Annotated in this window: 12 protein-coding genes; 8 read left to right on the top strand and 4 right to left on the bottom strand. The window is 67.2% G+C overall.

The features are described from left to right. Window positions 1-30: 30 nt before the first annotated feature. Entirely contained in the window at window positions 31-351 is a 321-nt protein-coding gene (locus tag BXA03_RS27320) for a hypothetical protein (RefSeq protein WP_143476390.1), read from the top strand. A 303-nt stretch (window positions 352-654) separates the two neighbouring features. Here the strand turns inward: BXA03_RS27320 and BXA03_RS27315 are convergent, their stop codons facing one another. Both BXA03_RS27315 and BXA03_RS27310 read right to left on the bottom strand, forming a co-directional pair. Then, window positions 655-927 (bottom strand): hypothetical protein, encoded by a 273-nt coding sequence (locus BXA03_RS27315; protein ID WP_076511078.1) that lies wholly within the window; start codon window positions 925-927, stop codon window positions 655-657. A 15-nt stretch (window positions 928-942) separates the two neighbouring features. Further along, complete coding sequence (locus BXA03_RS27310; RefSeq protein ID WP_234983776.1) at window positions 943-1,248, bottom strand: LysR family transcriptional regulator; 306 nt, start codon at window positions 1,246-1,248, stop codon at window positions 943-945. Window positions 1,249-1,506: 258 nt separating this feature from the next. Between BXA03_RS27310 and BXA03_RS20660 the strand changes: the two genes are divergently transcribed. Continuing rightward, window positions 1,507-2,301, top strand: coding sequence for an SDR family NAD(P)-dependent oxidoreductase (locus BXA03_RS20660; protein WP_076511076.1), 795 nt, complete (start codon window positions 1,507-1,509; stop codon window positions 2,299-2,301). A gap of 52 nt (window positions 2,302-2,353) precedes the next feature. On the opposite strand, the gene BXA03_RS20655 is transcribed toward BXA03_RS20660, so the two are convergent. Next, entirely contained in the window at window positions 2,354-3,166 is an 813-nt protein-coding gene (locus tag BXA03_RS20655) for an IclR family transcriptional regulator (protein WP_076511075.1), read from the bottom strand. Between the two features lie 126 nt (window positions 3,167-3,292). Between BXA03_RS20655 and BXA03_RS20650 the strand changes: the two genes are divergently transcribed. Genes BXA03_RS20650 through BXA03_RS20635 form a run of 4 tightly spaced genes read left to right on the top strand, consistent with a single transcriptional unit; the run spans window position 3,293 to window position 8,030 of the window. Then, on the top strand, window positions 3,293-4,126 hold the full coding sequence (locus BXA03_RS20650) for a hypothetical protein (RefSeq protein ID WP_076511074.1): 834 nt from the start codon (window positions 3,293-3,295) through the stop codon (window positions 4,124-4,126). Between the two features lie 52 nt (window positions 4,127-4,178). Next, entirely contained in the window at window positions 4,179-5,930 is a 1,752-nt protein-coding gene (locus tag BXA03_RS20645; RefSeq protein ID WP_076511073.1) for a thiamine pyrophosphate-binding protein, read from the top strand. A gap of 16 nt (window positions 5,931-5,946) precedes the next feature. Then, window positions 5,947-7,020, top strand: a complete 1,074-nt coding sequence (locus BXA03_RS20640) for a zinc-binding dehydrogenase (protein WP_076511072.1) — start codon at window positions 5,947-5,949, stop codon at window positions 7,018-7,020. A gap of 26 nt (window positions 7,021-7,046) precedes the next feature. Further along, window positions 7,047-8,030 (top strand): Bug family tripartite tricarboxylate transporter substrate binding protein, encoded by a 984-nt coding sequence (locus tag BXA03_RS20635; RefSeq protein WP_076511071.1) that lies wholly within the window; start codon window positions 7,047-7,049, stop codon window positions 8,028-8,030. A gap of 319 nt (window positions 8,031-8,349) precedes the next feature. On the opposite strand, the gene BXA03_RS20630 is transcribed toward BXA03_RS20635, so the two are convergent. Then, window positions 8,350-9,015 (bottom strand): TetR/AcrR family transcriptional regulator, encoded by a 666-nt coding sequence (locus BXA03_RS20630; RefSeq protein ID WP_076511070.1) that lies wholly within the window; start codon window positions 9,013-9,015, stop codon window positions 8,350-8,352. Between the two features lie 194 nt (window positions 9,016-9,209). Here BXA03_RS20630 and BXA03_RS20625 point away from each other — a divergent pair, with 194 nt between their 5' ends. Further along, window positions 9,210-11,330 (top strand): hydantoinase/oxoprolinase family protein, encoded by a 2,121-nt coding sequence (locus tag BXA03_RS20625; RefSeq protein ID WP_076511069.1) that lies wholly within the window; start codon window positions 9,210-9,212, stop codon window positions 11,328-11,330. Then, on the top strand, window positions 11,327-13,045 hold the full coding sequence (locus BXA03_RS20620) for a hydantoinase B/oxoprolinase family protein (protein ID WP_076511068.1): 1,719 nt from the start codon (window positions 11,327-11,329) through the stop codon (window positions 13,043-13,045). The genes BXA03_RS20625 and BXA03_RS20620 overlap by 4 nt, the downstream gene beginning before the upstream one ends. Window positions 13,046-13,076: the final 31 nt, after the last annotated feature.

Genomic DNA, 13,076 nt, shown 5'->3' with positions numbered 1-13,076 from the left:
TGAGGTGCACCGAGTGTGTGGAGCCGGGCGATGAAAAGCGATGACCTCGCAGGTCATGGCGGCGCTCTGCGGCGGGCACTGACGTGGCGCGCCGAGATGCAAGTATTTCGTTCAACCGACTGCGCGGCCACCGATCTCACCATCCGACCAGCCGGAGTCACGCAAGGCATGCCGCCAGGCTTCTTCAACGAGAGCCACTCACGACGATCTCCCGGAGCGATCGCGTCCTCCTTGGGAATGGCTCGTTCAAACGCAAGGCCTATTGCCGCCGTTGAACCAGCGATGAGTCGCAGATCGGACGACGTGGTGTTCGAGGGCTTCGGCTTTCGCGCCATTGACCAGGCGAACTGACGTGCACGGGCCGCATCCTCAATCGGGCCTCGCCACGTCCCGCAATCCATCGGCGAAGGCCAAGACAATTGGATGTCCGGCAGGTCGCCCTTGCGAATGAACAGTCCGAATGGCGGCGGCGGTACGTGGGGCGAGACGTCCACGCGCCGCATGCCGCCGCGCGCCACCCCCTTCGGCGGCATGTTCGCGGCGCACCGCGCAAAGCACCTCCGGAGCCGCACGGAGCAGGGAACCGATGGTGACGGAGGAAATGACTTCGATCACAGGGACTGGCGGCGGCACGCCCTCATTGAGGGAAGGCCGTCATAAAAGCCTGCCGCACCAGCGTGTCGCGCGGCGGCGCCATCCAGGCGGCGTCAGCAAGTGGGCCCAGCGCAGCCGCCGTTTGCCAGTGCGCAGCGCAGCGCCGGCGGTCAGTACGCACAACTCGTCCTCCAGCATGAGCACGGGTTGCAGCCGTGGTATCACGTCGCTGGCCAGCAGCTCGGGCATGACAGCACCGAACGCGCAGTCCAGCTCGCCCACCATGAGGCGCTGGATCAGCTCGTGCACCCGGCCCTCGCGGATCTGCACCACGGCCCCGGGCACCTTTCAGCGCAGCGCGGCCACGGCGGCCGGCACGCTGGCGGTGACGGATGGGGCGCCAAGCCGCAGCGGGGCGACGGCACCAAGCCGCAGTGCCTCGACTTCCTCGGTCGCCCGCTCCAGTTCGTGGAGCACGGATCGCGCACGGTGGACTACACCCGGGCCCAGCGCATTCGGCTGCATGCCTTGATGGCTGCGCTCGAAGAGGCGGGCGTCGAAGCCGGCCTCGACCTCGCCCAGCATCTTGTCGAGTGCGGGCTGGCTCAAGTGCAGGCGCTCGGGAGCGCCGCGAGAGATGGCGGCCTCGCTCAAGGCGACCAGCGTTTCCTTCTGACGTAGATGCAACCTTCAGGACGAAGTGGCCGGTCCGATTGCGCGCAGCTAGAAGGCTCAGGACAACCTGCTGGGTGCTTGGCAAGAGCGCTGGCTTGCGCTTGGCAGCTTGGTGGTAGCCGGACGCTGTTCACCTGAGCAGGCGCAATCCGGTCGTTGACAGCCTCGCGGTCGATTTCTATATTTCCATTTATTGAATAAAGGAGTTCCGAATAACGGAACAAATGGAGACGAGGCATGCGTGCCAGGTTCAAAGACAAGGTGGTCCTGATCTTCGGCGCCGGTTCGTCCGGCCCCGGTTGGGGCAATGGCAAGGCTGCGGCTGCCGTGTACGCCCACGAGGGCGCCCTTGTGGTGGGCGTGGACCTGCGTCTAGACGCTGCCCAGGAAACCGAGGCCGCCCTGCGGCAGGAAGGCCTGAGCATGACCGCGATGGCGGCCGATGCCAGCGCCAGTGGCCAAGTGGCCGATGTGGTGGCCCAGACGCTGGCGCTGCATGGCCGCATCGACGTGCTTCACAACAACGTGGGCATCACCGTCATGGGAGATCCGGTGGAGCTGAGCGAGCAGGACTGGCAGCGCAGCCTGGACATCAACCTGTCCAGTGCGTTCCTCTCGTGCAAGCACGTGCTGCCGGGCATGCTGGCGCAGGGAAGCGGCGCCATCGTCAACATCTCCTCGCTGGCGTCGCTGCAGATCAACCAGTACCCGTACTTCGCCTACCAGACGGCCAAGGCCGGGCTGAACCATTTCACCCGCGCCCTCGCGGTGCGTTATGCGGCGCGAGGCATCCGCGCCAACGCCGTGCTGCCGGGCGTGATGGACACGCCGCTGATCTACCAGCAGATCGCCGGCCACTTCGAGGACGTCGAAGCCATGCGCAAGGCGCGTCATGCCGCCAGTCCCATGGGCCGCATGGGCACCGCGTGGGACGTGGCGAACGCCGCCGCCTTCCTGGCCTCCGACGAGGCCGCGTACATCACCGGCGTGGTCCTGCCGGTGGACGGGGGCAAGAGTTGCGCCGCGCGCTAGGCGGCCGGGCCGCTGTTGCAGCGCGCGCTGCCGGTGCGGCGTCGCGGCCCAGCTACGCCGGCTGGTCCTCCGCCATGCGCGCGGCCAGCGCCCGGGCTTCGGCCTGCAGCAGCCCGGCGATCTCCAGCGCGCGAGGCCGGGCCATTCGGTCGGTGATGGCGGCCACGCTCAACGAGGCCAGCACCAGTCCCTTGGCATCGACCACCGGCACGCCCACCGCCAGCATGCCGGGGACGATGCGGCCGGTGTTGAAGGAGAAGCCGTCACGCCGGGTCTGTGTGACCAGCTCGCGGATCACGGCCGGCGTGTGGGAAGGAAAGTCCTCCAGCCATCGGAGGTTGCGCTCCAGTACCTTGGCCACGTCGGCGTCGGGCATGGCCGACAGCAGCGCGAGGCTGCCGGCGCCCACGCCCAGCGGGCGCCGGTCGCCCACGTCTAGGGTGAGGGTGCGGATCGGAAAACTGCCCGTGGCGCGACCGATGCACACGGCGGCCGTGCCTTCGGCGACTTGGGCGAAGACCGTGTCCTGCGTGGCCTCGGCCAGCCGCTGCAGCGAGGGCTGGCAGGCCGCGACGCGCCACTGCGCCAGCGCCCCCGCCGCGAGCATGGCGACTGCGCTGCCGAGCCGATACCGGCGGCTGCCGATGTCCTGGAAGGCCAGCCCCGTGTCGACCAGCGCCGCCAGAAGACGGTGGGTGGTCGACTTGCCCAGGCCCGTGCTTTCCATGAGCTCCGTGAAGCTGGACCCCTGGTGTGGATGCTGGGCCAGCGCGCGCAGCATGCGCGCGGCTCGGTCGATCACCTTGACGGGGGGCTCACGGCTGTCCTCGTCCTGCGAGCCGGCCGGTCTTTCTGCGGATGCCATGGGAAGGGGCGTTGCGCCCTGTTCTGCGGAAGCGCCGATGGTAGCCAGGGGTTTCGCCACGCAGCCTGCGAATGCCCGCGCACGGGAAACCGCGCGTGGCATGCGGTTGGCTGGAGGCCGCAGCCGATGACCAGGCAGGCTCCCCCGAACCCGCTGGTCGTGGCCGATTCGGTCACCAAGCTGCAGGCCGACGCTCGTGGCGCCGTGGCGGTGGCAGCCTCGCATGCCGGCCTGTTCGCCGCGCACGAGGCCCTGGCGGCGGGCGTGATCGCCGTCGTGCTCAACGACGCAGGCGTAGGGCTGGCACAGGCTGGCATCGGTGGCCTGGAACTCTGCGACCGCCATGGCGTGCCCTGTGTGGCCGTCGACCATCGCAGCGCACGCATCGGCGACGGCGCCGATCACCTGCGGCGCGGCCGGCTCTCGCATGTCAACAGCGCCGCGGCGCACCTTGGCCTGCACGTTGGCATGTCAGTGGCCGACGCCATCGATCGATTGCGGATTGCCAAACTGGCCGCTGCCGATCCCGGCGATCCACCCCAGGAAGCCCGCGAGACCCGTGCGCTGCCCGGCGCGCAGCGGACCCTGGTGCTGATGGATTCGGCCTCGCTGGTCACGCCGCAGGACGTGGGGGCGGTGGCGCTGACGGGCTCGCACGGCGGCCTGCTCGGTGGCCAGGCTGCGACCGCCATCAAGGTGGACGTCTTCGCCGCGCTCTACAACGACGCGGGCGTGGGCGTGGACAACGCAGGCATCTCGCGCCTGCCGGCCCTGGACGCGCGCGGCATTGCGGGTGCCACCGTGGCCGCGAGCAGTGCCCGCATCGGTGATGGGCGCTCGACCTATGAAAGCGGCGTGCTCAGCCACATCAACCACCGGGCCCGCGCCCTGGGCGCGCGCGTGGGCATGCGCGCCGATGCCTTTGCGGACCTCATGTGCCGCGCGTCAGCGCAAAGCTGAACTGCCCGCGCCCGTCTTCCATTCCAACCCGATCACTCCAGAGGCAACACCCATGTCCAGCCCCAACCCATCCACCGCCGGCACCCTCGTCATGAGCGGCGGCGAAGCCATCGCCCGCATCATCAAGGCCTTCAATGGCGGACCCATGTTCGGCATGGGCGGCTTCCAGGTGCTCCCGCTGTACGAGGCCGCCCGTGTGCTGGAGATGGAGCACCACCTGATCCACGACGAGCGCAATGCCGTCTTCGTGGCCGATGCCTATGCCAAGGTCTCCGGCCGCGTGGGCCTGGCGGACGCCACGGTCGGCCCCGGTGCCACCAACATGCTCACCGCACTGGCCGAGTCGCTCAACGCGGGCACGCCCGTGGTCTGCGTGGTGGGCGACACGCACCGCGACCACTCCTGGAAGAACATGACGCAGGAGTCCCGCCAGGTCGATGCCCTGCGGCCCATGTGCAAGGAGATCATCCGCATCGAGTCCATCAAGCGCGTGCCCGAACTGATGCGTCGGGCCTTCATGGTGGCCACCACGGGCCGCCCGGGCCCGGTGGTGGTCGACGTGCCGGAAGACCTGATGCACGACACGTATGCCTTCGACATGGCGGACTTCGCGGTGAACCCGCTCTATGAAGCCGCGCCCGCCCTGCGCAGTCGGCCGGACGGCGACTCGGTGGCGCAGGCCGCCGCCCTCATTGCCGCAGCGCAGAAGCCCATCATCCTCGCCGGCGGCGGCGTGCACCTCTCCGGCGCCGCGCCGACCCTGCATGCCTTCGCGCAGGCCTTGAACATTCCCGTGGCCCACACCCTCACCGGCAAAGGCGCCATTCCCTGCACCGATCCGCTGAGTGCCGGCCTGTTCGGCCGCTACGACCGCATCGCCAACACGCTGATCGACGAGAGCGACCTCATCGTTGTGGTGGGCTGCAAGCTCGGCGAGATCGCCACCAAGCGCTACACCGTGCCGGCACCGGGCAAGCGCATCGTGCACATCGACATCGTGGCCGAGGAGTTCGGGCGCACCCTCATGCCCGAGATCATGCTGTGGGGCGATGCCCGCCTGGCGCTGCAGGACCTGCACGCCGCGCTTGGCGACCATGCCGCCGCCGTCCGCCAGCGACTGTCGGACTGGGCGGCCGAAGTGCCCCGGCGCGTGGCCAGGTGGCGCGACGAAGTCGCCGAGCGCCTGAACTCCCAGGACCGGCCGATCAACGTCGCCCGGCTCATCACCGCGATCAACAAGGTGCTGCCGGGCGACGGCTACCTGGTGGCTGACGGCGGCTTCGCGGCGCACTGGGCCGGATTGCTGTTCGACACCAAGGAGGCGGGCCGGCGCTTCGTGCCCGACCGGGGCTTCGCCTCCATCGGCTACGGCCTGCCCGGCGCCATCGGGACGGCTCTCGCGGCACCGGGCAAGACGGTGTTCAGCATGACCGGTGACAGCGGCTTCTGCATGGTGATCGGCGACCTGGAGACGGCCAAGCGGCTCAAGCTCGACATCACCCTCATCGTGGTGAACAACGCTGCCTCGGGCTACGTCAAGGCGCTGCAGCACCTGGTCTACGGCGCGGGCAAGCACATCGCGGCCGACCTGGAGGAGGTCAACTTCGCTCGCGTGGCCGAAGCCTTCGGCTGCACCGGCATCCGGGTCGAGGACCCGGAACAGATCGAGGCCGCGCTGCGCCAGGCCATGGCAACCAAGGGGCCAGTCGTGGTGGACGTGGTCGTGACCCGCGACCCTGCCAAGATGCTGCCCGGCGTGGACAGCCGCGCGGCGGTCATCAAGAAAGGCGACCGCATCGCCTGAAGGCAGCGGACCTGCCGTGCAGAAGACCTCCGACGCAGCCGGCACGGCCGGCGACAGCTACGCGCTGGTCATGAAGACCGGCCCTGCCTGGTCCGACCTGGCGCGGGTCCGGCGTCCGCTCGGCGCGCCCGGGCCGGGCAGCGCCCTGGTGAAGATCCACCGCGCCGCCGTGTGCGGCACCGACCTGCACATCCTCAAATGGAACGACTGGGCGCAGCAGCATTACCGCCTGCCCCTGCCGCTGGGCCATGAGTTCAGCGGCGTCATCGCAGCCATCGGCGCCGACGACGCGCCCGCGCACCATGGCCTTGCGGTGGGCGACAGCGTCACGGTCGAAACGCACCTGGCCTGCGGCCATTGCGACCAATGCCTGCGCGACCGCGGCCACACGTGCCTGAACCTGAAGGTCTTCACCCGGCTGGGCGAGGGCGCCTTCGCCGAATACGCCACGGTGCCCCTGGCCATGCTGCGGCGCCTGCCGGCCGGCATGTCGCATCGCCACGGCTGCCTGCTGGAGCCGCTGGGCATCGCGCTGCGGGCGGTGGAGGAATGCCGGGTCACCGGCGGCGTTCTGTTCGTCAGCGGCTGTGGCCCCATCGGCCTGCTGGCCGTGGCGGCGGCGCGGGAGACGGGCGTGGCACGCGTGCTGGCCGCCGACCTCTCGCCCGCACGCCGCGAACTGGCGCTGGCGCTGGGCGCAGAGGCAGCGGTCGACCCGCGCGACGGCAGCGATCGCGCGCTGGTCAATACAGGCGTGGATGGGGTGGTCGAGGCCAGCGGCAGCCCCGCTGCCATCGAGAACGCGCTGAACCTGCTGCGGCCGGGCGGCACGCTGATGCTGGCGGGCATACCCGCCCAGAACTTGGCACTGGACCTGTCGCGCCATGTGGTGCTGCGCGAGATCGCGATACGCGGGGTCTATGGACGGCACCTGCAGGGCACCTGGGCACGGCTGCAGGAGATCGCGCCGCGCATGCAGTCCGCGCTGGACCGGCTCATCACCCACGAGTTTGCGCAGGACGACTTTGCCGAGGCGTTCCGCGTCGCGATGAGCGGCCAGGCCGGCAAGGTCGAACTGATTTTTTCCTGATTGCCGCTTCAACCAAGGAGACAGACATGAGCCATTGCCCCACCCGCCGGGACACCCTGAAACTGCTGGCCGCTGCCACCGCGCTGCCTTGGGCCGGTGCGCACGCGGACGACTTCCCGAACAAGCCGGTCCGCATGATCCTGCCCTTTCCCCCGGGCGGCACCACCGACGTCGTGGGCCGAGTCTTCGGGGAGGCCTATGGCAAGGTGCTGGGACAGCCGGTGATCATCGACAACCGGGCCGGCGCCGGCGGATCGGTGGGCGCGCGCGCCATCGCTCAGGCGGCGCCGGACGGCTACACGATCGGCCTGGTCACCATCAGCACCCACGGCACCAACTCCGCCGTCTACAAGTCTTTGCCCTATGACCCGGTGAAGGACTTCACGGCCATCACCAAGCTGTCTGCCTTTCCCGGGGTGATCGCCGTCAACCCCGTGTTTCCGGCCAAGAACTTCAAGGAGTTCATGGAGACGCTCAAGGCCGCGCCCGGCCGCTACAGCTATGCATCGTCCGGCGCGGGCGGCGCCACCAACCTCTGCATGGAGTTGTTCAAGTCCAAGACTGGCGTGTTCATCACGCACATTCCCTACCGCGGCTCGGGTCCGGCCATCAACGACGTGATCGCGGGTCAGGTGCCGATCCTTTGGGATGCGCTGCCCTCGGCGTTGCCCTTCATCAAGGCGGGCAAGTTGGTGGCCATCGGCGTGGCGAGCGACCGCCGCAGCCCGCAGTTGCCCGATGTGCCCACCTTCACCGAGCTGGGCGTCAAGGACTACGAGCCCGACCTGTGGAACGGCATCGTGGGACCGGCCAGGATTCCGCCGGAGATCTTCAAGCGCCTGCAGAGCGCCGCGGTGGAAGCAGCGGGCAATCCCGAGTTCAAGGCGCGCATGAACGAGCTTGGCGCCAACGTCGTGGCCAGTGACTCGCCGGGTTTCAGCCAGGCCATCGCCAAGGACGTCGCGCTCTGGAAGGAAGTGGCGAAGTTCGCCAACATCTCGCTGGATTGATCGAGTGAGCTACCGTACTCGCGCGCACAGCCCTCCTATCCGCACTATTCGTTTTGCACACGGCATAACAGCCGTCGCCAAGGGCGGCGGCTTATGCTGCTGTGGACTGTCATCGAAGCCCCCGACCGTGTGCGGAGTCAGTCAGCTGCACCCGAAGAGGTGACAGGCCGGCCACTTGATGTGCGATGAAGTTCGTAGTGTCTCCCTCCCACTGTCACACTCTCAGCACAGTGCAGCAGTGGGCTAAGGCCGGCAGATCAGTCGCTCGCGGCTGCAGGCATGTCCGGCAGCCGCTGCTCGGAGAGGCGTCGCTAGGCCTCTATTTGGCTGTCGAAGCGCTGCGATCGCACAGGTAGCTGATAACGATGTCCGCGGCGTGCGTGAGCCGTGCTTGCTGTCGCTCGGCAGAACCTAGATCGACTCCGAGCACGTAGGACAGGGTGTAGCGGTTCGTCAGGGCGTACGAGCCGATGCCCGAGATCGACACGTACAGATCCACCCAATCGGCATCCTGCCTAAAGACTCCTTGTGCCTTGCCGTCTTCCAAGATGTCCAGGAGCGCCTCGCGCAAAGGGTTGAACATCTCCGAGATCACCTTGGACTTGCGGATGTGCTTGGCCTTGTGCAGGTTCTCGTTGGACAACAATTGCAGGAAGTCCGGCTGGTCGATGAAATGTTGCACCGTCTTCTGGACCAGGTCGCGCATGTCCTGCACCGGATCGCCAGAACGCTGCAGTTCGTTCTGGCGTTCTCGCATGGCGCCGTAGGCACGCTCCATGACTTCGATGAACAGCGCTTCCTTGCTGTCGAAGTAGTGGTAGATGAGGTTTTTGCTGATCTTGCAGCGCGCCACGATGGCGTCGATCCGCGTGCCCTCGAACCCATGAGCTGCGAACTCGCGGCTCGCCATCTTGAGGATCTTCTCCCGCGTAGCCACCGCGTTGCGCGGCTTGGGCTTGCGTTCAGTTGCCGGTGTCTGGGTCATGGATCGGTTGCTCTGGGGCTCGCTTGGCGCCTGGTCAGTCTACCAAGCAGGTTCTTGAAAGTTCGTCCGCGACTCTGTTGACGCCACTATTGACATGGTCGCGAACCGGCTCTTACATTGGCACGTAACTTGACTAGCTAGTTAGTTAGTTAATAGCTCGGGACCCATTTTCAACCAAACCACAGCGGAACCTCATGGCCACTGCACTAAACCAGAGCAAAGGCGCACGCGTAGGGTGCGACATTGGCGGAACATTCACCGACATCGTGCTCGCGATGCCCGACGGGCGTTTGTTCGTCAACAAGACCTCGACCACGCCGGACAGCCTGGGCCGCGCCATCGTGCAAGGCCTGCAGTCGCTGATCGACCAGGCCGGTATCCGGCCCGAAGACATCACGGAAATCGTCCACGGCACGACCACCGCCTCCAACACCATCCTGCAGAAGGTCGGCGCCAACACCGGCGTGCTGACCACCGAGGGCTTTCGCGATGTGCTGGAGATCGGTCGGATCCGCACGCCCACCATGTTCGACTTGGCCTGGAAAAAGCCGCAGCCGCTGGCCACGCGCCGCTGGCGTCGAGGCATCCGTGAGCGCATCGCGGCCGACGGCAGCGTGGTGACCGCGCTGGACGTGAATCAGCTCGTGGAGGAAACCGGTGAGCTCGTGGCTGAAGGCGTCAACGCCATCGCCATTTGCTTCCTGAACAGCTACATCAACCCTGCGCATGAGCTGCTGGCTAAGACCGTGCTGCAAAAGCGCTTTCCGGGTGTGCTGTTCAGCGTCTCGTGCGAAGTGCTGCCCGAGATCAAGGAATACGAGCGCACCAGCACCACGGTGGTCAACGCCTATATCTTGCCGGCCATGCGCACATACCTTGCGCGGCTGCGCGAGGACCTCCAAGCCATGGGCATTCAGGCCTCGCTGCAGGTGATGGCTTCCAACGGCGGCATGATGGGCATCGGCGCGGCCAGCGACAAGCCAGTTTTTGCAGTGGCTTCAGGTCCGGCCGGCGGCGTGGCCGGCGCGGCGCGCATCGGCGCGCTGGGCGGCAACGACGACATGATCGTCTTCGACATGGGGGGTACCACGGCCAAGGCGGCCATCGTCGTCAAAGGTCAGCCATCGTTGACCAATGAGTACGAATTCCGCGACGGCATCAGCGCACCGAGCCGCTTCGTCAAGGGCGGCGGCTACGTGCTCAAGGTGCCGGCGATCGACATCGCAGAGGTTGGCGCCGGCGGTGGTTCCATCGCGTGGATCGATGCCGGTGGCTTGTTGTGCGTAGGCCCCGAGTCGGCCGGCGCCGCGCCGGGGCCGGCTTGCTACGGCAAAGGCAATGACCGTCCGACCGTCACCGACGCCAACATGGCGCTGGGCTACCTGAATCCGCAGGCCCTGGCCGGGGGCAGTCTGCCGGTCGAGCCCGCGCTCTCGGCACGGGCTATCGACAGGCATGTCGGCGGCCCGCTCAAAATGGACACGCTGGCGGCTGCCCACGGCATCCGTCATCTGGCCAATGTGAGCATGGCGCGCGCGATCCGTGCGGTCACCGTGGAGCGCGGCCTGGATCCGCGAGACATGTCCATGATCGCCTTCGGGGGCGGCGGCCCGCTGCATGCTGTGGCCGTGGCGCGCATCCTGGGCATCCGGCGCGTGCTCGCGCCCATCATGGCCGGCGTGTTCTGTTCGGCCGGCATGCTGTCAGCCGACGCCGAGCACAATTTCGTCAAGGCGGTGCTGCGCCCGCTGGACGCCTGCGTGCACGGCGACCTCGCGCGAATCCTGGGCACGTTGGACGACCAAGGCTACACCGTGCTGTCTGGCGAGGGATACCGCGGATCTGCCGCGCGCGTGTCGCACTATGCAGATGTGCGCTACCTGGGCCAGAGCTCTGAGCTCACGGTGCCGCTGCGCAGCGCTGCCGTTGACGGAGAGGTACTTGCCCAGCTGGCCGCCGACTTCAACGCGCTGTACCAACAGACCTTCGGCTACAGCAGCGAAGAGCCACTCGAGCTCGTGAACTTGCGCGTCAGCGCGCATGGCACCAGTCCGCACCGGCTGGACTTCGGTCAGTGCCGTGTGGACACCAGCGCGCTGCAGGGCACGGAGGGGAAGCGCCAGGTCAGCTTCGCGCCGGGCGAGGCGCCGCGTACCACCCGCGTCATGCCACGTGCTGGCGTTGGCACAGAGCGGATTGCAGGACCGCTGGTCATCGAGTCCTACGACACCACCATCGTCGTCCCCCCTGGCTGTTTCGCACACGCCGACGCCATCGGCAACATCATCATCGACATCGAAGAGGCATCCGCATGAGCCGCGCCATCGACCCCATCACTTTTGCCGTCGTCAAGAACGCGATGGATTCCATCGTGGACGAGGTGGCCTACACCGTGCTGCGCACCGCGCGCTCCGAGATCGTCAAAGACGTCATGGACTACTCCGCTGCGATCTGCGACCGGCATGGCCAGATGATCGCGCAGGCCAAGACCATCGCGCTGCATCTGGGCGCCATCCCCGAGGCCATGGCCGAAGTGCGCAAGCGCTACGGCGACAGCCTGCAGCCGGGCGACGCCGTGATCGTCAACGACCCTTATCAGGGCGGCATGCATCTGCCGGACATCTTCATGTTCGTGCCCTTCTTCTACCAAGGTGAGGTCGAAGGCTTCTGTGTGGTGATCTGCCACCACACTGACGTCGGTGGCCGCGTGCCGGGCTCCAACGCGAGCGACTCCACCGAAATTTATCAAGAGGGCCTGCGCATACCGGTGCTCAAACTGTATGAAGCCGGCCAGGTCAATGAGACCATCGAGCGCGTGATCGCGCAGAACGTGCGTGTGCCCGACCGCGTGTTGGGAGACCTTCGCGCGCAGTACGCGGCCTGCCAAGTCGGTGTGCGCGAGCTCGGCAAGCTGCTGGACCGCTATGGCCGCGAAGCCAGCCGCAGCTACTTCGCTGAACTGCTGGACTATGCCGAGCGCCTCACGCGCGACGAAATCCGTCGCTGGCCCAAGGGCACGTTCACTTTTGAGGACTTCATCGACGACGATGGCCTGTCCGACGCGCCGATTCCGATCCGCGTTGCCGTCACGGTGCATGAGGACCACGTCAGCGTGGACTATGCCGGCTCGTCGCCGCAGGTGCGTGCGGCGATCAACTCTACGTTGTCGTACACCAAGTCCTGCACCTACCTGAGTGTGCGTTGCGCGCTCAAGGGCGACGTGCCCAACAACGCTGGCGTGTTTCGCTGCATAGAGGTCACAGTGCCCGAGGGCACGGTACTGAATCCGGTGTCGCCAGCGGCCGTAGCCGCGCGTGCGCTGACCGGCTACCGCGTGTTCGACGCCATGCTGGGCGCGCTGGCACAGGTGGTGCCTGACCACGTGCCGGCGGCCGGCGAGGGCGGCAACACGGTGGTCTGCCTGTCCGGCAAGAAGGACAGTGGAGAGGCCTACATCATCGTCGACATGATTTGCGGCGCCTGGGGTGGCCGGCCCAAGAGCGATGGCATCGAGGCCATCACCAACGCTTCGCAGAACTTGTCGAACACACCCGTGGAAACGTTGGAGGCGCAGCACCCTGTGCGCGTCGAAGCCTACGAACTGGCGGCCGACACCTGCGGTGCAGGCCGCTACCGTGGCGGCCTGGGCATCCGGCGCAGCTACCGCGTGCTGGGCGACGACGTGCTGCTGCAGTTGCGGGCCGACCGCATGAAGTTCCGCCCCTATGGCCTGCAGGGCGGTCAGCCTGCGCAGGCGGCTCAGAATCTTTTGGACCACGAGGGCGTGGTCCAGTCCCTGCCCAGCAAGGTCGGCCGGCAGATCGCGCGCAACGATCTCGTGACGCACATCCAGCCTGGCGGCGGCGGCTTCGGGAATCCGCTGACACGTCCGTTCGATGACATCGAGCAGGACGTGTGGGACCACAAGCTGTCGGCCGCCTTCGTGCGCGAGCACTACCTTGCCGTGGCAGATCCACACACCGGCAAGATTGACCGAGAGAAGACGGCAGTGCTGCGCAGCGCCGCCTGACTCTGCCAGCACCTCTGGCTTCGCCCCACCT

Source organism: Pseudacidovorax sp. RU35E (genome assembly GCF_900156165.1).
GTDB lineage: Bacteria > Pseudomonadota > Gammaproteobacteria > Burkholderiales > Burkholderiaceae_C > Xenophilus.
Note: the sequence above shows the minus strand (reverse complement) of the source record. Positions and strands in the feature narration are given on the sequence as shown.

Excerpts from the sequence above, each read along its gene's own strand:
- BXA03_RS20650 (WP_076511074.1), top strand. The coding sequence starts at position 3,293 with ATGACCAGGCAGGCTCCCCCGAACCCGCTGGTCGTGGCCGATTCGGTC.
- BXA03_RS20655 (WP_076511075.1), bottom strand. The coding sequence starts at position 3,166 with ATGGCATCCGCAGAAAGACCGGCCGGCTCGCAGGACGAGGACAGCCGT.
- BXA03_RS20645 (WP_076511073.1), top strand. The coding sequence starts at position 4,179 with ATGTCCAGCCCCAACCCATCCACCGCCGGCACCCTCGTCATGAGCGGC.
- BXA03_RS27320 (WP_143476390.1), top strand. The coding sequence starts at position 31 with ATGAAAAGCGATGACCTCGCAGGTCATGGCGGCGCTCTGCGGCGGGCA.
- BXA03_RS20635 (WP_076511071.1), top strand. The coding sequence starts at position 7,047 with ATGAGCCATTGCCCCACCCGCCGGGACACCCTGAAACTGCTGGCCGCT.
- BXA03_RS20630 (WP_076511070.1), bottom strand. The coding sequence starts at position 9,015 with ATGACCCAGACACCGGCAACTGAACGCAAGCCCAAGCCGCGCAACGCG.
- BXA03_RS20660 (WP_076511076.1), top strand. The coding sequence starts at position 1,507 with ATGCGTGCCAGGTTCAAAGACAAGGTGGTCCTGATCTTCGGCGCCGGT.
- BXA03_RS20620 (WP_076511068.1), top strand. The coding sequence starts at position 11,327 with ATGAGCCGCGCCATCGACCCCATCACTTTTGCCGTCGTCAAGAACGCG.
- BXA03_RS20625 (WP_076511069.1), top strand. The coding sequence starts at position 9,210 with ATGGCCACTGCACTAAACCAGAGCAAAGGCGCACGCGTAGGGTGCGAC.